The sequence below is a fragment of the Geodermatophilus sp. URMC 64 genome (genome assembly GCF_053502555.1).
Map to the genome: position 1 here is coordinate 4,568,931 of NZ_CP199955.1, position 21,352 is coordinate 4,590,282.

Here is a 21,352-nt window from a genome sequence, read left to right on the forward strand (position 1 = left end):
CGCACCGGTGAGCCACTGACCACTGAGGCGGAGAGGGCAGCTCATCGCTGCACGTCGGCTGCTCGCGGTTCCTGGTGAGCGATCCGCTGGGGGGTCCGCATGAACCGCTCGGACTCCGCATGTCGTTCCTGCGGAGGCCGTCCGCCCGGCTAGGTGTACTGCCCGGAGACGTTGGTGCACCGGCTTATGGGCGGGAGGTTGCCCAGAGCGGTGTGGGGCCGGTGGTGGTTGTAGTGGTGCAGCCAGCCTGACAGGGCGGCTCGCCGGTTGGTCTCGGTGGGGTAGAGCCGCTTGTAGGCCCACTCCTCGAGCAGCGTGCGGTTGAGCCGTTCGACCTTGCCGTTGGTCTGCGGCCGGCGGACTCGGGTGCGGGAGTGCTTGATGCCCAGCTGGGCGTGTGCCTCGCGCCAGGCGTAGCTGCGGTAGGCGCTGCCGTTGTCGGTCAGGACGCGTTCGACGGTGATGCCGTGGCCGGCGAAGAACGCTCGTGCGCGGGCCCAGAAGGCCAGCGCGGTGGTGGCGGTCTCGTCGTCGAGGGCCTCGGAGTAGGCCAGCCGGCTGAAGTCGTCGACGGCGGTGTGCACGTAGCAGTAGCCGAGGTTGGGATGCCCTCCGCCGCCCTTCTTGCGGGGGCGAGCGGGATCGCGGTGGGCGCTGCTGTTGCGCTCGCCCTGGTCGCGGCCGAGCTTGCGCCAGCCACCACCGTCGGGAATGTTGCCCAGCTTCTTCACATCGACGTGCACCAGCTCGCCGGGCCGGGTCTTCTCGTAGCGGCGGATCGGTTCGCCGGTGACCCGGTCGACGTGCCAGAGCCGGTTGATCCGGCAGGCGACCAGAATCCGGTGCACCGTCGAGGGCGCCAGCCCGACCCGGGCGGCGATCGCCACCGGCCCGAGTCGCTTCTTCCAGCGCAGATGCACGATCCGCCGGACGACCGGCTGCGGCGTGCGCCGCGGCGAGGAGTGCGGCCGGCTGGAGCGGTCGACCATGCCGGCCGGGCCGAGCTCGAGATAGCGGTCCCGCCACCTCGTGGCGGTGGTGCGGGCGACCTGGAACCGCTCCGCGGCCCGGGCGACCGGCCACCCGTGGTCGACGATGCAGCGGGCCAGGCGAAGCCGGCCGGTCTCGGTCATCGGCGCATTACGGTGAACCACGAGGGACCTCCTGGGTCTGGCTGGGTGCTTGGCGGCTCCCAAACCAAACCCGGAGGTCCCTCCCTACATCAAGATCCGAATCCCTCGGACGCGGTGCACCAACCTGTCCGATCAGTACAGCTAGGCGTCGTACCGGTCAGCTCAGCCGGCGGGCTGATGGAGCAAGGCTCGAACACCGTCCGATCCTGCGTGCCCGTGACTGCGGCCCACGCTGAACCTGCCACACCCCTCTGCTATTCGGTACACTGAGATAGCGCACGAGGTCGACATAGACGAAAGCTGAAGGGGTCCCCTTGGATCACATGGCGATGCGATCGGTATGCGGTATCGAGCTCGACTCCCTCGGGGCGCGCTTCGATCACGTAGGGGTGGCGGTACCACGCATCGCCGACGCCGTACCGATCTACATGACCTTGCTCGGCGGGCGGTTCTTGTTGGCGAACATCGAGGAGGCCGACGGTTTCGCCGCCCTCCAGCTCTCGTTCGGGCAGGACGGGAAGTTCGAGATCATTCAGCCGTACGGTCCCTCAAGCCCTCTTGCCCGCTTCCTGTCCTCGTATTCCAGCGGCGCGTTGCACCATGTGACCTTCAAGGTCGACGACGTCCGGTCCTCGATCGCCGCCGCCGCGAGGATGGGTCTGGAGGTGGTCGGCGTCGACTTGGAGCGGCCCTTCTGGCAGCAGGCATATCTGCATCCCCGGAACTCTCTCGGGGCGCTCGTACAGATCGTCCAGTCCGATGCACCGTTCCCCCAAGATCCGGAGATGACACTGGACCGGCTGCTGGAACTCCTGGACGAGTCCTGAGGCCGCGACACCTCAGCCGCCCTCAGGGACGTCTGTGCTGGTCCAGCCGGTGGCCTGCGCCGCACAGACGGCCTGCTCGTGGTCGACCGCTTCGGTTCCCGGAGCGGTGATCATCGCCCGCTGCCGCGCCGCGAGGAGCACTTCCATGTAGGGCGGCCGGGAGTGGTCGTCAAGGCGTATGCACGTAGTCGAAGCCGATGAGTTGCCAGCTCGTGCCGGTGATCGGCGGTGGCTGTGCGCCCGCCGTTGACACGGCCGTCGGGATCCGGCCGAGCATCATGACGTCGACGGGCAGCAGGTCGCTGTGCCGGCCCGCACGGCATCTTCCCGGGCAGCCGGTCCACCTCGGTACCGGCTGCGGTCGGGCCGGTCCGGCCGAGCATGGCGCTACTTCTCGGCACGCCCGGCAGGACTCGGGTGGCCGTAACTCCTGCGGCCCGTACCGGTCCGGCCAGCCGGCCAGTGGACTCCGATCAAGGCACGTCGACGAAGAAGTCCATTTCAGGCCGCTGGCCTCCCCCGTACTGCGCCAGGTCGACGACCCCGCACTCGGCGAGGATGTCCACGTCGAGCAATGTCTCTCCGGTTCGGTCGGCTGGGAGTCGGAGGACCGCTGTGGCGGCGTCGGCCATGATCTGCGGGGACCGAGCCCGTGCGGCTGCCTCCTCGCCGCCGAGGAGGTTGAGCACCGCGGCGGTCGCAATGGTGCTCTGCGGCCACAGGCAGTTCGCGGCGATGCCGGCGTCCGCGAACTCGGCCGCCCATCCCAGCGTCAGAAGCGTCATCCCGTACTTCGAGAGCATGTAGCCGGGGAACCGACCCAGCCACTGCGGCGCCAGGTTCAGCGGCGGGGAAAGGGTGAGCACGCGAGCGTGCTCCGACCGTTTCAGGTAGGGCAGCGCCGCACGTGTCAGCAGGAACGTGCCCCGCGAGTTGACCTGCTGCATGAGGTCGAAGCGCTTGACCGTCAGTTCCTCGGTACCGGCGAGCGTCAGCGCGCTGGCGTTGTTCACCACGATGTCGATCCCGCCGAAACGCTCGGTGGCGGTCGTGACCGCGCGATCGACATCCGCGTCATTGCGGAGGTCGCCGACGACGGCGAGTCCGCGACCGCCGGCGGCCTCGATCGCAGCCACAGCGGTGTGCACGGTCCCGTCCAGGCGGGGATCTTCCTTGTCGGTCTTGGCCAACAGGACGACGTTCGCGCCGAGACGGCCGGCCTCGACGGCGATGGCCAGCCCGATGCCGCGACTCCCCCCGGACATCAGGATCGTGCGACCGGATAGCTGCGAATCCACGTGTGACTTCCCTCGATCGAAGTACGGCGGCAGCGCGCCGGCTGACAGCGACGACCCCTCACCGCTCGCAAGGGAGGTCGTCTCCCCACCCGCTCAAGCAAGTCCGTCGACGGAGCTCCGTGCAGCCGTGCGCCAACACCCTCGGTAGTGGTAATAAGTACACGGATTGTAGAGGACCAGACCCGCCCGGAGAAGAGCACCTGATCTGTTCGCACCGGCGCCGATCAGCTCTACCGTTCACGCGTCCGCGGCTGTGAACCGTGACGCCAGGCCGCGGAACCAGGTTCGCGCGAAGACGCGGGGCGCATGACTCGAGTCGATCCCTGATCCGACTCCTGGTCTGACTGTGAGCAGCGAGGCGGGCCTTAGGGCACGCCTCGCTCATCCGGTGGTCCACCGCGGCGCGCGCTTCTCGGCGAACGCACGGGCGCCCTCCGCGAGATCGGGGTGGTTCCAGTGCATGCGCACCAGCGCCCAGCCGTACTCCATCGCCTGGTGGTAACCCATGTCCTGCGCCGCCCAGATCGCCTGCTTCGACAGGGACGTGGCGTGCGGTGAGTTGTGGACGATGTCCGCGGCGATGGCATCGGCTGTGGAGATGAGGTCCTCCGGTGCGACCAGCTCGTCCACGAGGCCCAGTTCATAGGCTCGGCGTGCCGGCAGCCGGAAGTTGCGCCCCTGAAGCGTCATGCGCAGCGCGGTGCCGAGCGGCAGGCGTTTGGCCAGTCCGATGTTCTCGATGCCTCCGACCATCCCGACGTTCACATGCGTGTCCACGAAAGCGGCTGAATCGGCGGCCACGACGATGTCGGCATCGACGACGAAGTGCAGACCGCCACCGGCGACGAGGCCGTTGACGGCCACGATCACCGGCTTCCAGACGCGGTTGTGGATGGGAGACCACAACACCTCCTCCGTCAAGGGCCCGTCGGAGTCGTGGGCGCGTCCGCTCTCGGCGATGTCGCCCATGTCGGCACCCGTGGAGAAATGGCGCGTCCCCGCACCCGTGACGATGACGCACCGGACATCGGGGTCCTCACGAGCGTCGTCCCAGATGGCGCGGATGCGTGAGTGCATGGCCCGCGTCAGGGCGTTGCCGCGCTCGGGACGATTGATGGTCATCCGGGCGACGTGCCCTTCCTTCTCGTACAGCACGTCCTCGAACGGCTGCGAGAGGTCGGCCGGCTTGATCATCATGTTCTCCTATGCGCGCGCCGCAGCCGCGGACGCCACCAGTCGAGCCGGCAGGTCACCGGCACCCTATTCCTTATACTTTATCATGGTATCGGTCTCGCATACCAGGTGGCACGCGTGAGCCACGGGGGGCAGCCGGGCCGCTGTCGACTCTTGGGATGCGTTCCCGGGACGATCCCGTGGGATCACGTCACCACGATGCACCACCGAGGCGACATGGAGAAGCGACTGCTGGGCGCCGGCGACACTGGCATCTGCCCGCACTGCTCAGCGTCGCCGCCCGCGCCACCGAGTGCGCGGTCGCGCAGCCGCCTACCTGCAGAGGGACCCGGGACGTCCTGAGGCGAGCTGCGCGGTGCCCGCGAACGGCGCCCCGGGTTCGCGCGACGAGCGGAGACGGCGAGGCCGGAGAGGCTCGGCACCGAGTTCCGGCGGCTCGTGAGAGTGAGGCCGGCGTCCACTATGCGGACCGGGTCGAGGCACGTGCCCGCGAGAGCGTGCGTGCGGCCGTGCACTTGACAGGTACCGATCGCGACACCGAAGCTATCTTCCGAAATCAGTATCCTCCACTGGGTCGTCCCTCACGACGCAGTTTCCCCGCGCGATCGTCCCGCCGCGGTGGAGCCACGCCAGAGGACGAGCCGAGTCCATCCGCCTGATCCGGGAGCCGCAATGGACGTCGCCGAGCCGGGAAGCTTCGACAGCAAGCGCTTCCGCCAGGTCCTGGGGCACTTCCCGACGGGAGTCGTCGCGGTCACCGCCGTCGATCCGGACGGTCAGGCGGTGGGCATGGCCGTGGGCTCCTTCACCAGCGTGTCGCTCGACCCGCCACTCGTCGCGTTCCTGCCGGACAAGAGCTCGTCCAGCTTCCCGAAGATCCGCTCGGCCGGCGCGTTCTGCATCAACGTCCTCGCGGATGACCAGGAACAGGTGTGCCGGGCACTCGCGGCCCGGAGTCCCGACAAGTTCCGCGACATCCCCTGGCAGTCATCGCCGTCCGGTGCTCCGCTCATCGACGGCGTCGTGGCCTGGATCGACTGCGAATTGGAGACGGTCCACGAAGCTGGTGACCATTACATCGCCATCGGCCGCGTCCGCCACCTCGCCACGGGCGGACCGGACCTGCCGCTTCTGTTCTTCCAGGGCGGGTACGGCCGGTTTGCGCAGCTGTCGCTCACGGCCCAGCCCGAGACGGACATCCTCGAGCAGCTCACCCTGGTCGACGCCGTCCGCCCGCACATGGCGGAGCTCGCGGCGCAACTCGGCGTCGAGTGCCTGGCCGCAGCCGTCGTGGAGGACGAGATAGTCATCCTCGGGAGCGCAGGACAGTCACGGCACGGGGTGGGCCCCTCGAGGATCGGCCAGCGCATCCCCTTCGTCCCCCCGCTCAACGCCATCTGGGTGGCCTGGGCCCCTGAGGACGCCGCGGAGCGGTGGATCAGCAAGCTCGACCACCCCGAGGGCGCTCGGCGAGCGGAGCTCCGTACACAACTGGAGCGTGTCCGTCAGCGGGGATGGTCGCTCGGCCTCGGCAACGAGGAGCATCGGGTGCTGGAGGCCGCCGTTGCCCGGACGCCGGCGGCTCCTGTCGATCCGAACGCGAAGCGAGCCGCCCGCGGGCTCGTCGACCGGCTAGCGGGCAAGTACGAACCGGGCGATCTGGAACCTGGCGAGAGCTATGACGTCCGCAACCTGACCGCACCGGTGTTCGACGCGAACGGTCAGGTCGTTCTCACCCTGACCGTGTACGGCCTGCCTCCGCAGTCGACGAGGGAGGATGTCGATCGGTACAGCACTCACCTGCTGGCTGCGACCGACGCGGCGACGGAGGCGATCGGCGGAGTACGGCCTGGTAAGGGGCGGACGGTCTTGAACCCCTAGCTGCCCTAGCGCCGAGGCCGGTCGGTCAGGCCCGACTCCGGTCCGTCGGGGGTCGGGACGGCGAGGAGCTCGATGCTGACGGGGCCTCGTAGCCGGGGGCCCGGATTCGGACTTCGGTCGTGCCCGGGGCGCCGAAGAGCTACACGGCAGGACAGAAGCCCCGACACACCACCGTCCTCCCGCAACCGCATGGGCGCCCGCTATGGGGCGGCCGGCTCCGCCAACGCCGGTCCGGCTCGAAAACACACGCTGACTGAGCGGCCGGTCAGCAACATGTGATTGGGGGAAAGCTGCCCACCCAGACGCCGTACCGGGGCTGTCAGCAGCAGCGCGGCGATCGACAGATTCGGACTTGACGATTGGGCCACCGATCCCTATCTTGAAGGAACAAGGTATACTCTTTTACATAGCCCACCAACGTCGACATGACCGGTGAAGCTCACAGCAATCGGCCCAGGGAGTACACGTGGAGTTCGACTGGAGCGACGAGCAGGCCGCTCTCCGGGGCGAGATCCAGACGTTCCTCGACCGGGAACTGGACCACGACCTCATGGTCAACGAGCCTGAGATCGACAGCTACGAGCGCGGCATGTATGCGAAGAAGTTCGCCGCAGCGCTCAACCGCGAGTCGCTGCTGGTGCCCGGGTGGCCCGAGGAGTGGGGTGGCACGGGGGCGGGTCCCTGGGACCAGCTGATCCTCTCCGAGGAGCTGGTGGCCCGGGGCGAGCCTCGAGCCGGGCAGATCATGAACACGCAGTGGGTCGGGCCGATGATCATGAACCACGGTAGCCCCGAGCAGAAGGAGTACCACCTCCGCCGCATCCGGGCCGGTGACATCGTCTACTGCCAGGGCTTCTCCGAGCCGGAGGCCGGCTCGGACCTCGCCTCGCTGCAGACCGAGGCCGTCCTCGACGGCGACGACTACGTGGTCCGCGGCCGCAAGATCTGGACCTCCTGGGCGAACACCGCTGAGTGGTGCATCCTGCTGGCGCGCACGGACCCCGACGCACCCAAGCACAAGGGGATCACGATCCTCCTGGTCCCGCTCGACACACCGGGCCTGCAGATCCGGAGCATTCCGGCGTTGATCGGTGACTACTACTTCCACGAACTCGTCTTCGACAACGTCCGGGTGCCCAGCAGCAACCGGCTGGGCGCCGAGAACGCCGGCTGGGAAATCGTCCGTGAGGCCCTGGCCAACGAGCGAACCGGTCGCCTCCGGTACGCCCATCAGCTCGTGCGCCTGGATCAGACAATCGCGTGGGCCGCTGAGCGTTCGAGGCTTGACGACTCGGCCACACAGGAGCTCCTCGGGCGGGCCTACGCGGCCGCTCACGCCGCCCGGATCCTCGTGTACCGCACCGTCGACGAGCAGGCGCGCGGCGCGCAGTCCGGTGCGACTCCCAGCATCACGCGCATCGCCCTGGCCTGGGCGGAGCGCGAGGTCGCAGAGTGCATCAACCGCATCATGGGCACCGAAGGCCTGGTCATCCGGACCGCGGCAGACCTGCAGTTCAAGGACTCGATGATGGTCGGCGTCAGCTCCGGAACCTACGAGATCCAACTCAATCTGATCGCACGTGCACTCGCTCTGCCTGGAGGTCGCTGACATGGACTTCTCGTTGACCGGCAAGCAAGCCGATCTCGTGCGTCGCTCCGACGAGGTGTTCCAGAAGCGGGCCGGTGGCGACCGCGCACGCGCGCTCGCCGGCGCAGGGCAGTCCGACAGGGACCTGCTGGGCGCCCTGCGGGACGAGGCTCTCCTCGACGTGTCGCCCCTCGACGCCGTCCTCATCTCAGAGGCCGCTGCATACGCCGCCGCATTCGCGCCGGTCTCGCAGCGTCTCCTGGTGGCGCCGGTCGTGCTCGACCAACCGCCGCTCGTCGTCGGACTGGCCGAGCACGTCGACGAGCCGCTCGTGCGTTTCGGGGCGGACGCCGATGTGGTCCTCGCCCTGGACGGGGACGACGTGCAGGTCTTCGATCAGCAGGGCTTCACGGCGGAAGCCGCACATGTGCGCACGAGTTTCCCCATGGCCCGCCTGAGGTTCGATCGACCTCTCCGAACCCTGCCGGGCGCGGGGCCCGCGCTGCGGCGCAGGTGGCAGCTCGCACTCTCGGCGGAGATCGTCGGGTGCGCCAGTGCGGCGCTGGACCTGACCCTCGCCTTCGCTCGTGAGCGCAAGCAGTTCGGTCGGGCGATCGGGTCCTTCCAGGCCATTCAGCACCGCCTCGCGGAATGCACGGTGGCGGTCGAGACCGTTCGTTGGCTGGTGCGTGAGGCGGCGTACCACGGGGCGCCTGCCCTGCTCGCAGGGATCGCGGCGACCACGGCGACCAACCACGCATCCCGGCTGCTCATCGACACCCACCAGGTCATGGGCGCACGGGGGCTCATCTACGAGACAGACCTGCACCTGTGGACGCTTCGCATCCGCGCCCTCCGGGGCGAACTCGGCGGTGTCGGCGCTCATGCCCGAACGGTCTTCCAGGCGGCCGTGGAAGCACTGCCGGCGGTGCAGGGAGCCCGGAGCGGGCCGAGCTGAGCGGCGACGTCGGTGCTCGGCCGTCGACGGCGCACCGCCCGGCGGTCGTCCGCCACCCGTGCCCGCGGACAGCAGACCGATTGTCGTCGGACACGCCCGGTGCTCCCCACGGTCGGTCTGATCGCCGCGGTGCTTGACCGCCGCCGACGAGCTTCTGCGTCCTTCCAGGATGTAGGGCGGCACGGCGCTGGCAGCCACAGCCCGTTCTGATGCCGGCCGACCGATCCGGTCCGGAAAGAGCGACCTGATTTTGCATAGCCGCCCATGGGCGGTCCCTGACGGAAGGAGTCCACAGTGCGTGACGCAGTGATCGTGGAAGCAGTCAGGTCGCCCGTCGGGAGGCGGAAGGGCGGACTGGCGGGAGTACACCCGGCGGACCTGTCGGCTCACGTGCTCGATGCACTGGTCGAGCGCGCGAACCTGGATCCCTCACTGGTCGACGACGTCGTGTGGGGGTGCGTCTCCCAGGTGGATGAGCAGACCTTCGACATCGCGCGAACCGCGGTGCTCACCGCGGGCTGGCCCGAGACGGTCACCGGTGTGACGGTGGACCGGCAGTGTGGCTCCGGTCAGCAGTCGGTCCACTTCGCTGCCGCTGGTCTGATCGCTGGGCACTACGACGTGGCCGTCGCCGGCGGGGTGGAGTCGATGAGCCGGATGCCCATGGCGTCCTCGCTGGTGAACGGCAGCCCGTACTCGGAGACCTTCCTCGGCCGATACGGCGGAAGCGCCCCGAACCAGGGAATCGGTGCGGAGATGGTCGCCGAGCAGTGGGGTCTGTCGAGGTCCCAGTGCGACGCATACGCCGCGACCAGTCACGAACGGGCTGCCGCCGCTCAGGACGAGGAACGGTTCGTCGGCCAGATCGCCCCGGTGACGCAGCCCGACGGATCGGTCGTCTCGGCCGACGAGGGAGTCCGCCGTGGGACGACGACGGAGATCCTGGCGGGCTTGAAGCCGGCCTTCCGACCTGACGGCGGGATCATCACCGCCGGCAACTCTTCGCAGATCTCCGACGGTGCGGCGGCCCTGCTGATGACCACCAGCGAGAAGGCCCGGGAACTGGGCCTGACCCCGATCGCCCGCGTGCACACCGCCGTGCTCGCCGGCGCCGATCCCGTGATCATGCTCACTGCGCCGATCCCGGCGACGCAGAAGGCGCTCACCAGGTCCGGCCTCTCGGTGGACGACATCGGCGCGTTCGAGGTGAACGAGGCCTTCGCGCCGGTACCGCTGGCCTGGATGGCTGAATTCGGCGCGGATCCCAAAACGCTCAACCCCAACGGCGGCGCGATCGCCCTCGGGCACCCGCTGGGGGCTTCCGGAGCCCGGATCATGACGACCCTTGTGCACCACATGCGTGACAACGGCATCCGTTACGGCCTGCAGACCATGTGTGAGGGCGGCGGCCAGGCCAACGCGACGATCCTGGAGCTCCTGTGATCCTGGCTTCGCGCGCGTGTCCGAAAGACCCACCGGTGGTCACCACGTCACCGGCACGTCGTGCCTCCCGGCCAGCGAGCCGGGTCCCCCGTCGGCGGGTGTGAGCATCGTCCGAGCCCCGCAGTGCGTCGCGACCGCGACCGTGACGCGCGAGCAAGAGCCGCCGCATCGCCAGCGCTGCCTCCACCGGTCGAGCCTGCCCTGCCGTCCCCCTCACGCCTTCGACGATCCTCCGGGCAAGGCGCGGGGACCGGTCCTCACCGCGGTCCGACGGCCCAGCGTCCCGCCGGACCGAGATCCATCAGCTCAGGCCCACCAGGGGCGCCACGGCCGCGAGGTGCCACTCCAACTGCCGTCGCAGCGCCTCCGGGAAGACCTCCGCCGGAGGTCGAACCGCGGAGTCGTGGATGAGACCACGGCTCCGTAGGCACTCCTTCCGTACGGCCAGCGCGATCTTGGCCTGCTGCTCGAAGTTGACCAGCGGCAGGTATGGCAGGAAGGCGGCGCGGGCCGCATCCTGGCCCTCGGAGCGGAACGCGGACACGCAGGCGACGAGCGCCTCGGGAAACGAGAAGCCGGTCATGGCCCCGGCCGAGCCCGCGGCGAGTTCGTCGAGCAGACCGATGCCACCCAGCCCTCCGAACACCGGACGGTCCAGCAGCGCGCTCAGCACGGCGATCGCCGGCGGGGTTGGGGGAGACTCGGCCTTGACCGCAGCCACGCAGGCCAGGTCGGTCAGCGCCGAGGTAAGGTTCGCAGTGGGGATCGAGACACCGCTGACCAACGGGTAGTCCTGCACCACCAGCGGCACACCGGTGGCCCGGTACACCGCCTGCAGATGAGTCGCCAGCGGAGCCGGCTGCGGCGAATTGACCTGCACCATCGCCGAGGTCATCCGGTCGCCCACGGTGTCGCGGGCCGCCAGGATCTCTTCGACAACCGGCGCGGTGCTCAGCGAGGTCGCGCCGACCACCAGGGGCAGGCCGCAAGCGCCGGCCACCGTCGTCAACACGTTCCGGCGCTCGGCGGACGACAGCTGGGCGGCCTCACCGAACACGCCGAGAACGGTGAGCCCGCTGACGCCGACGTGCTCATAGTGCTGGACCAGCCGCTCGAGACTGCGTTCATCGACGTCACGTCCCGGCCCGTGGAAGGGCGTGGGCACGACGGCCCAGACACCCGCTTCCAGGGCGATGCTCACGACGGACCTCGCGAGGAGTCACCGCCTGGCAGGGTCAGGTCCGCGAGACGCCGGCGGTGCCAGCGGGAGTCGCCGAAGAGGGTCTGGTTCAGGACCGCTCGTTTGAGGAACAGGTGGGCGTCGTGCTCCCACGTCATCCCGATCCCTCCGTGCAGCTGCACGCTGTCGGCTGCCACCGCGGCGGCGACGTCGGCGACGTAGGACTTGGCCCGGGCGGCGGCCACCGCTGCCTCGGGGCCGTCGAGGAACTGCAAGGCGTCGGACACGACCAGCTCCGCTGTCTGCACCTGCATGAGCATGTCCGCGCACCTGTGTTTGATCACTTGGAAGGAGCCGATCGGGCGATCGAACTGGACCCGCGTCTTGACGTAGTCAACGGTGCGGGCGAGCACCTCCCCCGCGATGCCCAGGCTGTCCACCGCCACCCCGACGGAGGCTCGCTGCAGAAGGGCGGTCACCTCCGCCGTGCCGGCCTCCCCGGCGGCGAGGACGGCGTCTGCGGGAACCACGAGGCCGCGGGCAGTGACCTCGTCGAAGGAACGGGTCAGGTCCAGCATGGGTGTCGGCGTAATCTCCAGGCCCGCCGCCTCGCCGTCGACGATCGCCAGCAGCTCACCGTCGTCAGTGGTGGCGCGGAGCACCACCAGGTCGGCGCCATGGGCGTCCGGCACGTAACCGCTCGTCCCGTCGACGATCCAGTCGTCGCCGTCGCGGCGGGCGCTGAATCCTGCTGCCACGATGCCGCCGTCGCGGTCGGACAACGCGGCGGTGCCGCGGCGGCTGCCGTCGGCCAGCGGGCCGAGCCAACGCTCCCAGAGCTGGGGCGTTCCGCTGCGGATCAGCGCACCGGCGGCCAGCACCGCGGAGGCGAAGAGCCGCCCCGGGGCGAGGCTGCGGCCGAGCTCTCCCAGCACGACGGCGAGGTCCGCGAACGAGGCACCGCCTCCGCCGGCCTCCTCGGGTACGTCGATCCCGGTCCAGCCGACCTCGACCAGCCGGGGCCACAGCGGGTCGTATCCGTGCTCCTCGCGACCGATGCGGTCGCGCAGAGCATCCGGTCCCGCCAGGTCGAGCAGCATCATCCGGGCTTCACGGCGCAGTTCTTCCTGGTCGAGGAGGAGTTCCTCACTCATCGGGCGCTCCTCCCGGTCGTCGCATCGGCCGGACGCGGCTCGCGCGGCAGGCCGAGCACTCGTTCGGCGATGACCGTGCGCTGGATCTCGTTGGTGCCGCCGCCGATCGTCCAGCTCCACGACCCCAGGTAGTCCAGCATCCACAGACCCGACGCCGAGTAGCCGGCACTCGACGGCTTGTCGCCGCGATGTTGACCTGCCGGCCCCTTCAGGTCGACACCGAATCTCATGAGGTCCTGCAGCAACTCGCTGTAGTAGACCTTGATCAAGGAGGCCTCGGGCCCTGTCCCGCCTCTGCTCACGAGATCGGTGAGCACCTTTCGACAGAGCAGTCGCAGGATCTGCACCCGCGTACCGAAGTCGGCCAGGGCCTCCCGGACCGCTACGTCATCCACGGCCCACCCACCGGCCAGTGGTGTCTCCGCGGCCAACTCCACCAGGAGTTCCGCTGCCTGGTTCATGCGCTCGACCAGCTCCAACACCGCCGGGCCCCGCTCGGCGCTGAGGGTGGCCTGGGCGATCGCCCAGCCGTCGTTCTCCTCCCCCACGAGGTTCTCTGCCGGAACCACCACGTCGGTGAGGAAGATCTCGGCGAACTCAGCTTGCCCCGTCGACTGCTTGATGGGTCTGACCTCTACTCCCGGAGACTGCAAGTCCACGAGGAGGAGGCTCAGTCCCCGCCGCTTGGGCGCATCGGGATCGGTCCGCGCCAGCAGCAAGCAGTAGTCGGACCTGTCGGCACCGGAGGACCAGACCTTCTGACCGTTCACCACGAAGTGGTCCCCTGAGCGGACAGCCCGCGTCCGCAGCGAGGCCAGGTCTGACCCCGCTTCCGGCTCGGAGAAACCCTGGCACCACGTCTGCCCACCCAGGATGGCGGGGAAGAACCGGGCCTGCTGGTCCGGGCTGCCCCCCTCTACCAGAGTGGCGTAGACGTGGTTCAACGCCACGTCGAAGGAGTTGAGGCGTGGCGCGTTGGCCCGGCTCAGCTCCTCGAAGATCACCACCTGTTCGGCCAGGGAGAAGCCGCCCCCGCCGTGCTCGCGGCTCCAGTGCGGCGCGGCGTACCCGCCGGCACGCAGCTGCTTGAGCCACCGGCGCTCGAACTCCAACAGCGCCGGCCCGTCGGCGTGGTGCAGCTCGTGCTCCCAATCGGACGGCACGTGTCGAGCGGCCCAGGCGCGCACGTCCGCGCGGAAGGCGGCCAGGTGGTCACGGTTCTCACTCATCTCGGATCACCCCTCCACGTCGCCTGCACCGGCCCCGCGGTAGCCACTGCAGCCGGTGTCCCTGTCGTCGCCGTCCCCGTCACTGCAGACTCGCGTTGTCCGCGCGCCTCGGGTGAAGACCCGTCGCTGGATGCGCCAGCCGTCTTGCGTCCGGACGACGTCGTCCACGTAGCTTCCCGACCCGACCCGCTTGTCGGGGAGGATGGTCAGCACCCTGCTGTGCAAGCGGACCGGTCCGTCGTCTGCCACCCAGACGTTGGCGATCAGGTGTGCCGCCACATGGCCACCGAAACCCACCAGTTGGTCGCGGATGGCCTCCACCCCCTCGGCCACCCCGAAGCCGATGTCACGGAAGTCGAACGTCGCGTCGCCCACGAAGACGGACGTGAGACTCGGCCAGTCGCAGGCATCGAGGATGTCGCAGTACCGGGCGGCGAGCTCGTGCAGCTCGACCCGGTCGGCCGTGCTGATCGTCATGGTGAGGCCTCCATCGGCAGCATGCGGAGCAGGGGTGCTCGCGTATGTGGCGTCATCTCCGGCAGGGCGATCAGGCCAGCAGCGGCGGGTTCGTTCGTCCGTGGAGCACTTCGAGGTGCGGAATGGCGACGTCCAGCACGTCGCCCCATGAGGCAGTGGACTGGAGCGGGTGGACGGCGACCGGGTACGGGATGGCGCGGCGTCCGGCCGCCCAGCCCCGATCGTCGCCAGTTCACGACGAGGTCGGGAGCGGAGACCCCGTCCACCCCTGGGCACCGGTCACCGTCCGTCGGCGGACGTCCCCCGAGCACCCGCTGGGCCGGGCCGGAGCACCGACAGGACGCGAGTCACGGCCGGCCGACACGCCCCGGCGACCGCTCATGCGTGCGGCCACGGAACGGAGGCAGCCACATTCCATCCGGCACCTCGCTCCGTTCGACCAGCCGCTTCAGAGTATCCTTAATTCTCTACGGCCACAACCCGATCCATGGCGCTCGCTGCCCCGCCAGCGATCCCGGATCGGACGGCGCCCGCGACATTCCGGCTCACCTCATGCGGGCGTCGCTGTCGGCGGGGTGGGAACGAACGGACCGGCTCCTGCCCCTCCCCTGTGCAGACACCACCGTGCCCGTGACCCAGCGGGAGAGGTGCCCGGTCAGCCGAGATGCCGGAAGGAGCGGCCGTGGTGATGTTCGGGCAGGTACGGCCCTCGCCCTGGGAAGAGCTTCTCGCGTAGGGTGCCGGGGCTGTACTCCCGTTGCATCATCCCCCGCCGCTGGAGCTCCGGGGCGACGTGGTCGACGAAGTCGGCGAAGGTGCCAGGCGTGATCATCTGGATGAAGCTGAAGCCGTCGATCCCGGCGTCGGCCCACTCCTGCATGTGGTCCGCGATGGACTCCGGGGTGCCGACGATGCGCGACTTCTGCGCGAAGAACCGCCCGAGGTCGGCCACCGTCAGCTGATCACCGTTGGGCTCGTTCTCGATCCACAGCTGCAGGTTGCCGCGGAGGCCCGGAGCTCGCTCGAGGACCTCGGTCACCGGAGTCTGCGGATCCAGGGTTGCCAGGTCGATCCCGAGCGCCCCACCTCGCATCGCCGCGGAGGCCTCGATGTCGATGTACTCGTCGAGCTCCGCGGCCTTGCGCTGCGCCTCCTCCTCGGTGGAGCCGACGACCAGGCTCATGCCCTGGAGGAACACCACGTCCTCGGGTGACCTACCGGCCGCCTTCACGCGCTCGCGAACGTCCCGCACGACCGCTGGGACGTCGCGCGGCGTGTCGACCATGAGGAACACACCCTCGGCGTGGCGGGCGGCGAAGTTGCGGCCCGCCGGCGACGCCCCGGCCTGGAACAGCAAGGGAGTCCGCTGAGGGGACGGCTCTACCAGATGCGGCCCCTCGACGCTGTACCGACGGCCCTTGTGATGAATCTTGTGGATCTTCTTGGAGTCGGCGAAGATCCCGCGCTTGACATCGGCGAGGACGGCGTCGTCCTCCCAGGACCCTTCCCACAACTTGTAGACGACCTCGAGGTACTCCTCGGCCCACTCGTAGCGCTCGTCGTGCTCCAGGATCTGGTCGAACCCTACGTTGCGGTAGGCGTTCTCGGTGGCGCTGGTCACGACGTTCCAGCCCAGACGACCGTTCGAGAGGTGGTCGAGCGTGGAGGCCTTCCGCGCAAAAGTGAACGGCGGGTACTGGATGATGGAGCTGGTGTAGACGAACCCGATGTTCTCCGTGGCATGCATCATCGCCGGCAGGAGTGTCGCGGGGTCGCCGATCGGAATGTGGATGCCGCGCTCAGGAAAGATGTCCCAGCCGCCGCGATAGTCGCCCTGCAGGCCCGCGACGTCGGCGATGAAGATCGAGTCCATGCACCCGCGCTCGGCGATCATCGCCAGCTCGACCCAGGTGTCCAGGTCGTGGCGAGCCAGGCTCTTGGTCTCCGGGTGTCGCCACATCCCGTGATAGATGTGAGAAACCGAATCCATCGTGAAGATGTGGAATTGCAGTCGGCGCGACATTCAAGACCTCTCTGATGCTCGACGAGCGGACCCTCGACGCTCCGGTCGCCCGTTCCTCGACTCGGCATCCGCGTACGGACGCCCCGCCTTCCCAGCAGTCATCCTCCAGCCCGGCATCGGCCGACGTCAAGACTTGAGGATACTGTTTTGGTCACCGGGCAATGGCGGCTCGGGCCGTCCGCCAGTCCACCCGCGTCGGACATCGTCTCGCAGAGAGTGGGGCCGCACGTCCCGCGGCGCATGCCGCGCCTCGTCCTGGTCTGATGTTGTCCAGCGGATCCACCTTGTGAGTGGACTACCGGAAATAGGTATCCTATACTGCGTACGGCGGGGCAGCTTCCGGCCATCTCCGTGACGCCACAGCCGGTCGGTCGCACTGCACGACCGTGTGATCGCCGGCCGACGTTCGCCGTCCGTGCAGCAATGCACGGCGGCCATGGTTCGTCGTGGACGTGGTGTCGAGAGGTGCTCTCGGGACAACGGTCGATCTGGAGGTGGACGTGGTCCCCACACGTGGAGCGGCTGCTGGGGCACGCCGATGAGTCGCGCGGACCGGGTGCGGCTGGACGGCGTCGAGGACGCCATCGCCGCGATCAAGGCCGGCCGCGCGGTCGTCGTGGTGGACGACGAGGACCGCGAGAACGAGGGGGACCTCGTCTTCGCCGCCGAGCTCGCCACTCCGGAGCTGGTGGCCTTCATGGTGCGCTACACCTCCGGCTACATCTGCGTGCCGGTCACGGAGGCCGACGCCGACCGGCTGGACCTGCCGCCGATGTTCCGGGTCAACCAGGACCGCCGCGGCACCGCCTACACCGTCACCGTCGACGCTCGCGAGGGCGTCAGCACCGGCATCTCCGCCAAGGACCGGGCGCGCACGATCCGCCTGCTCGCCGCCGCGGACACCACGTCCACCGATCTGTCCCGCCCTGGCCACATCGTGCCGCTGCGGGCCAAGGACGGCGGCGTCCTGCGCCGGCCCGGCCACACCGAGGCCGCCGTCGACCTGGCGGTGCTCGCCGGGCTGAAGCCGACCGGAGTGCTCTGCGAGATCGTCAGCGAGAAGGATCCCACCGGCATGGCCCGCGGCGACGAGCTGCGGGTGTTCGCCGACGAGCACGACCTGTGCCTCATCTCGATCGCCGACCTGATCGCCTACCGCAAGCGGTTCGACAAGCTGGTCGAGCGCGTCGCCGAGGCGACGGTGCCCCTGGCGCCGGGCACGTTCACCGCGGTCGGCTACCGCGGAGCCTACGACGACCGCGAGCACGTCGCGTTCGTCGCGGGCGACATCGGCGACGGCGAGGACGTGCTGGTGCGCGTGCACTCCGAGTGCCTCACCGGCGATGTCTTCGGCTCGCTGCGCTGCGACTGCGGCCCGCAGCTGCAGGCCGCCCTCGCCGCGGTCGCGCAGGAGGGCCGCGGCATCGTCCTCTACATCCGCGGGCACGAGGGCCGCGGCATCGGCCTGCTGCACAAGCTGCAGGCCTACCAGCTGCAGGACGCCGGTGCGGACACCGTCGACGCCAACCTCGACCTCGGCCTGCCCGCCGACGCCCGCGACTACGGCACCGGCGCGCAGATCCTGGTCGACCTCGGCGTGCACACCATGCGGCTGCTCACCAACAACCCGGCCAAACACGCCGGGCTGGAGGGCTACGGACTGAAGATCGTCGGCCGGGTGCCGCTGCCCAGCCACGTCACCGAGCACAACGTCACCTACTTGCGCACCAAGCGCGACCGCATGGGCCATCTGCTCGACATCCGCGAGCCGCAGACTCAGCCCTCGAGCAGCCCAGCGGGTTTCGGCGATGCCTGGGATATGCCGGCCGCCAGCGGCCTCTCGGCCGGACGAAGCAGCGGCTGAGGAGATGGGGACGCGCGGCGAGCCGCACAACGGATGAGGGCACGGTGTCGGGTCGGTAGGTGCCGTGGAGGAACTGGTCGTGGGTGCTCGTCGGCAGCGGACCGCCGGGGATTGGCCGTGCCCTCACCGCAGCTCGACATCCTGGCCTGGAACGCCGACGGCACCAACCTGCCGGCCGCGCTGCACTCCGAGTTCCTCGACGTCTTCCGGTCCAACAGCCTGGCCACCGGCGCCCTAGAGGTGATCGGCACGCCGGTCAGCTTGGACCGGATCGACGTGCCGCTCTTCGTCACCGGCGCGCTGAACGACCACCTCACCCCCTGGACCGGCTGCTACCGGACGACGCAGCTGGCTGGCGGGCCGAGCACTTTCGTGCTGAGCAACGCCGGTCACGTGGCCAGCCTGGTCAACCCACCCGGCAACCCGAAGGCCAGCTACGCCATCGGCGGCGAACCGGGGACGGACCCGGAGCACTGGCGCCGGACGGTGGAGCAGCGAACCGGGACGTGGTGGGAGGCCTGGGCCGACTGGGTCCTCGAACGCTCCGGCGACGACCGGCCCGCACCGGCCGGCACCGGCTCCGCCGATCACCCACCCATGGAACCCGCCCCGGGGTCCTACGTCCTGGACCGGACGCCGCCCCGACGATATGCCATCCCGTCGGGATCGACATCGTTCTCGATGGTGCCGCCGACCCGGCTGTCAGCTGTCGCGCCGGGTGGCGGCCGTCGCCCGGCGGGCGAACCAGGGCAGCACGTCGGGACGGTCGACCGCGTCGGCGGACACCACGCGGTCGATCGGCGCTCCCTGGAGCAGGCGCTTGACCGGGACCTCGAGCTTCTTGCCGGTGAGGGTCCGGGGCACCGCCGGGACGGCCACGATCTCGTCCGGGACGTGCCGCGGGGACAGCTGGCTCCGCAGAGCCGCGGCGATCCGGTCGCGCAGCACGGCGTCGAGCTCCACGCCGGCGGCAGGAACGACGAACAGCGGCATCGCGTAGCCGCCGTTGGGGAGCTCGACGCCGACGACCAGACTGTCGCTGACCTCCGGCAGGGACTCGACGACGCCGTAGATCTCGGCCGAGCCCAGCCGCACGCCCCCGCGGTTGAGCGTGGCGTCGGAGCGGCCGGACACCACCACGCTGCCCCGGCGCGTGACGGTGACCCAGTCACCCTGCCGCCAGACGCCGTCGTAGGTCTCGAAGTAGGACGACCGGTACCGGCTCCCGTCCGGGTCGTTCCACAGGCCGATCGGCATGGAGGGCATCGGCGCGGTGACGACGAACTCGCCGACCTCGTCGACGACCGAGCGTCCGTCCGGGTCGTAGGCGGCCGTGGCCACACCGAGCCAACGGGCGGAGATCTCCCCCTGCCACACCGGCAGCAGCGGGCTGCCGCCGAAAAAGGCCGTGCAGACGTCGGTTCCCCCGCAGACGCTGTCGATCCGCACGCGCGGGGGCAGCTGCTCGCCCAGCCAGCGCCAGCCGTCGATTGGCAGCGGTGCCCCGGTCGGGATCACGGTGCGGACGCGCAGCGCGCCGTCCGGCGGCAGCGTCACGCCGGCTCTGGCACATCCGGTCACGTACGCCGATCCCATGCCCAGCACGGTCGCGCCCGTGCGCGCCGCCAGCCGCCAGAGGGCGTCGACGGAGGGATGGGCGGGGCTCCCGTCGTAGAGCACGACGGTGCAGCCGTGCAGCAGGCCCCCGATCAGGAAGTTCCACACGCCATCCAGCTGGTCGAGCTCGGGAAGAGGAACGTGTCCTCGGCGCGCAGGTCCAGGCAGAGGCCCAGCGCCTTGAGGTGTTCCACGACGATGCCGCCGTGGCTGTGCACGATCCCCTTGGGCAGGCCCGTCGTCCCGGAGGTGAACAGGACCCACAACGGCGAGCCGAACTCGACCTGCTCGAACACTGGCTCCCTGGGCGCGGCCACCAGGTCCGCGTACCGCAGTGCACCCGGGATTGCCGGGAGTTCGCCGTTGGGGTCGAGCGACTGCACCACGATGACGGCGCGGACGGTGGGCAGCTCGCTGCGGAGCTGCGCGACCACCTCGCGCCGATCGTGCGCCTTGCCCGCCCACCGGTAGCCGTCCACCGCGATGAGCACCACGGGCTCCACCTGCGCCAGACGGTCGACGACGCTGCGCAGCCCGAAGTCCGGGGCGCACGAGGTCCACACCGCGCCGATGCTGGCCGTGGCCAGCAGCGCCACCACCGCCTCGGGGATGTTGGGCAGGTAGCCGGCGACCCGGTCGCCGGGGCCGACCCCGAGCTCGCGGAGCGCGGCGGCCAGCGCGCCCACACGGCCGCGCAGGTCGTCCCGCGTGATGTGGTGGGGCACCAGGTCCTCGGCGACGGCGACGATCGCGGGCCGGTCCCTGGGAGCGCGGTCGAGCACGGCCTGGGCGTAGTTCAGCCGCGCGCCGGGAAACCAGCGCGCGGGCATCCCCCGGTCCCCGAGGACGGCCGAGTACGGGACGGTCGCGGGCACGGCGAAGAACTGCCACACCGAGGCCCAGAAGTCCTCGAGCTCCTCGACCGACCAGCGCCACAGGGAGTCGTAGCCGTCGAACGACAGGCCACGCTCCCGCTGCAACCAGCGGAGGAACTCGCCGACCCTGCTGGACTCGACATCACCAGGGCTCGGCAGCCAGGTGACCGGCGGCACGGACCGGACGGCATCGTCGCCGGCAAGGGTCATCGACTCTCCTCGGGGATGAGGGCACCGCACGGCTCATGCATTTCCGCCAAGGGCTCTCGCGGACTCAGCTCGCGAGGACCGCCGGACGCAAACGGTACACACTTCTCGTACCGGTCCGCCGTCTCGGCGCGCTCTCGCGCTCGGGGTCCCTTAGCCTGCACTGGGCGTGGCACGGTCCACATGACGAGAGGCAGGCGGATGCTCTACACCGCGTACGAATGGCAGCGGCGGCTCACCGCTCCCAGCCGGGCCACGACGCAGTTCCTCGGCCGCACCCTGGAAGGGTTACCTGCGCCGGTGGCCGGCCTGACGGCTTCCCGCCGGCTCAGAGCCGCCTGTCAGATCGTGGCCGCCTCTCAGCCCACTCACGTCCGCCCGGACTGGGGCATCGACTCGGTGGC

16 protein-coding genes are annotated in these 21,352 nt (G+C 69.7%); 6 read left to right on the top strand and 10 right to left on the bottom strand.

Annotated features, from left to right (window positions below; genetic code table 11):
- Positions 1 to 149: 149 nt before the first annotated feature.
- Complete coding sequence (locus tag ACWIYF_RS22285) at positions 150 to 1,154, bottom strand: IS481 family transposase (RefSeq protein ID WP_448625006.1); 1,005 nt, start codon at positions 1,152 to 1,154, stop codon at positions 150 to 152.
- Positions 1,155 to 1,456: 302 nt separating this feature from the next.
- Between ACWIYF_RS22285 and ACWIYF_RS22290 the strand changes: the two genes are divergently transcribed.
- Positions 1,457 to 1,960: a VOC family protein gene (locus tag ACWIYF_RS22290; RefSeq protein ID WP_448625007.1), complete on the top strand. Its 504-nt coding sequence runs from the start codon at positions 1,457 to 1,459 to the stop codon at positions 1,958 to 1,960.
- 473 nt (positions 1,961 to 2,433) lie between these two features.
- Here ACWIYF_RS22290 and ACWIYF_RS22295 read toward each other — a convergent pair whose 3' ends face one another.
- The gene (locus ACWIYF_RS22295) at positions 2,434 to 3,258 is read right to left on the bottom strand and encodes an SDR family oxidoreductase (protein ID WP_448625008.1); all 825 of its coding nucleotides are present in this window, start codon (positions 3,256 to 3,258) and stop codon (positions 2,434 to 2,436) included.
- 381 nt (positions 3,259 to 3,639) lie between these two features.
- Positions 3,640 to 4,452, bottom strand: coding sequence for an enoyl-CoA hydratase/isomerase family protein (locus ACWIYF_RS22300; protein WP_448625009.1), 813 nt, complete (start codon positions 4,450 to 4,452; stop codon positions 3,640 to 3,642).
- Between the two features lie 672 nt (positions 4,453 to 5,124).
- Here ACWIYF_RS22300 and ACWIYF_RS22305 point away from each other — a divergent pair.
- The 4 genes from ACWIYF_RS22305 to ACWIYF_RS22320 all read left to right on the top strand — a co-directional run bounded on the left by ACWIYF_RS22305 (position 5,125) and on the right by ACWIYF_RS22320 (position 10,322).
- A complete protein-coding gene (locus ACWIYF_RS22305) occupies positions 5,125 to 6,333 on the top strand; it encodes a flavin reductase (RefSeq protein WP_448625010.1) in 1,209 nt (402 codons plus the stop codon).
- 466 nt (positions 6,334 to 6,799) lie between these two features.
- Positions 6,800 to 7,942 carry an acyl-CoA dehydrogenase family protein gene (locus tag ACWIYF_RS22310; protein ID WP_448625011.1) on the top strand — a complete coding sequence of 381 codons (1,143 nt, stop codon included), beginning with the start codon at positions 6,800 to 6,802 and terminating at the stop codon, positions 7,940 to 7,942.
- A gap of 1 nt (position 7,943) precedes the next feature.
- Complete coding sequence (locus tag ACWIYF_RS22315; RefSeq protein ID WP_448625012.1) at positions 7,944 to 8,879, top strand: acyl-CoA dehydrogenase family protein; 936 nt, start codon at positions 7,944 to 7,946, stop codon at positions 8,877 to 8,879.
- 294 nt (positions 8,880 to 9,173) lie between these two features.
- A complete protein-coding gene (locus tag ACWIYF_RS22320) occupies positions 9,174 to 10,322 on the top strand; it encodes a thiolase family protein (protein ID WP_448625013.1) in 1,149 nt (382 codons plus the stop codon).
- A gap of 301 nt (positions 10,323 to 10,623) precedes the next feature.
- Here ACWIYF_RS22320 and ACWIYF_RS22325 read toward each other — a convergent pair whose 3' ends face one another.
- The 5 genes from ACWIYF_RS22325 to ACWIYF_RS22345 all read right to left on the bottom strand — a co-directional run bounded on the left by ACWIYF_RS22325 (position 10,624) and on the right by ACWIYF_RS22345 (position 16,385).
- Entirely contained in the window at positions 10,624 to 11,523 is a 900-nt protein-coding gene (locus ACWIYF_RS22325) for a dihydrodipicolinate synthase family protein (protein WP_448625014.1), read from the bottom strand.
- Positions 11,520 to 12,656: an acyl-CoA dehydrogenase family protein gene (locus tag ACWIYF_RS22330; protein ID WP_448625015.1), complete on the bottom strand. Its 1,137-nt coding sequence runs from the start codon at positions 12,654 to 12,656 to the stop codon at positions 11,520 to 11,522. The genes ACWIYF_RS22325 and ACWIYF_RS22330 overlap by 4 nt, the downstream gene beginning before the upstream one ends.
- A complete protein-coding gene (locus ACWIYF_RS22335; RefSeq protein WP_448625016.1) occupies positions 12,653 to 13,885 on the bottom strand; it encodes an acyl-CoA dehydrogenase family protein in 1,233 nt (410 codons plus the stop codon). The genes ACWIYF_RS22330 and ACWIYF_RS22335 overlap by 4 nt, the downstream gene beginning before the upstream one ends.
- Positions 13,886 to 13,891: 6 nt before the next feature.
- Positions 13,892 to 14,362 (bottom strand): nuclear transport factor 2 family protein, encoded by a 471-nt coding sequence (locus ACWIYF_RS22340; RefSeq protein ID WP_448625017.1) that lies wholly within the window; start codon positions 14,360 to 14,362, stop codon positions 13,892 to 13,894.
- Positions 14,363 to 15,017: 655 nt separating this feature from the next.
- Positions 15,018 to 16,385, bottom strand: a complete 1,368-nt coding sequence (locus ACWIYF_RS22345; protein ID WP_448625018.1) for an LLM class flavin-dependent oxidoreductase — start codon at positions 16,383 to 16,385, stop codon at positions 15,018 to 15,020.
- A gap of 538 nt (positions 16,386 to 16,923) precedes the next feature.
- Between ACWIYF_RS22345 and ACWIYF_RS22350 the strand changes: the two genes are divergently transcribed.
- Positions 16,924 to 18,249: a bifunctional 3,4-dihydroxy-2-butanone-4-phosphate synthase/GTP cyclohydrolase II gene (locus tag ACWIYF_RS22350; RefSeq protein WP_448625019.1), complete on the top strand. Its 1,326-nt coding sequence runs from the start codon at positions 16,924 to 16,926 to the stop codon at positions 18,247 to 18,249.
- 702 nt (positions 18,250 to 18,951) lie between these two features.
- Here the strand turns inward: ACWIYF_RS22350 and ACWIYF_RS22355 are convergent.
- On the bottom strand, positions 18,952 to 19,974 hold the full coding sequence (locus ACWIYF_RS22355) for an AMP-binding enzyme (RefSeq protein ID WP_448625020.1): 1,023 nt from the start codon (positions 19,972 to 19,974) through the stop codon (positions 18,952 to 18,954).
- The gene (locus ACWIYF_RS22360; RefSeq protein ID WP_448625021.1) at positions 19,959 to 20,951 is read right to left on the bottom strand and encodes an AMP-binding protein; all 993 of its coding nucleotides are present in this window, start codon (positions 20,949 to 20,951) and stop codon (positions 19,959 to 19,961) included. The genes ACWIYF_RS22355 and ACWIYF_RS22360 overlap by 16 nt, the downstream gene beginning before the upstream one ends.
- Positions 20,952 to 21,352: the final 401 nt, after the last annotated feature.